This is a genomic window from Vibrio sp. 378, assembly GCF_033339435.1.
The window spans coordinates 1-509 of the sequence record NZ_JAWOUO010001253.1 but is presented as its reverse complement, the minus strand read 5'-3'; the positions used below and the strand labels follow the sequence as shown (position 1 = coordinate 509).

The window sequence follows — 509 nt, the reverse complement described above, 5'->3', positions numbered from 1 at the left end:
GAAGGCAAAGTGTGCCAACACTGTTACTTGCATCGCGTGAGAGTTTTCACAGGCGCTCACTCCTTCCATCGACATCAACTCCAATCGAGCACCACTTTCAAACGAAAGAAAATATGACGAAAAGTGCTTCTTCGGATTGTGGTATTTATCGTTGGATACGGCGTTAAAATATTTCTCATAAAAGCTTTTCAGATCTTCCAAACGCTCTGTCCAAATCGCGACATGTTCTATTTTCATATTGGCTCTCTTCGTAAGTATTTGTGATTCAATAATTGCTGGCATTGGCATCAAATCTAACGAGGACGACTTGAATGAAAAAGAGAGCAAATCACTGCAACCTTGTTCCTGTTTTATGGTAGGAGTTGTGTTTGCATGACGGTGTTGTCCATAATGGCGCAAAGTTTTACAGGATAACATGATGGAAGAGATTTACTTCGCAGGCGGCTGCCTTTGGGGCGTGCAAGAATTTATGCGCTACCTTCCGGGCGTAATCAGCACCGAAGCTGGAC

At 43.4% G+C, this 509-nt stretch carries 2 protein-coding genes; one reads left to right on the top strand and one right to left on the bottom strand.

Annotated elements, in window-relative coordinates; all coding sequences use genetic code 11:
* Window positions 1-237, bottom strand: a 237-nt coding sequence (locus tag R7Q48_RS31415) for a VOC family protein (protein ID WP_411979327.1), incomplete at its 3' end; no start/stop codon positions are given.
* Window positions 238-418: 181 nt separating this feature from the next.
* Here R7Q48_RS31415 and R7Q48_RS31410 point away from each other — a divergent pair.
* On the top strand, window positions 419-509 hold a 91-nt coding region (locus R7Q48_RS31410), incomplete at its 3' end, for a peptide-methionine (S)-S-oxide reductase (protein WP_318134380.1).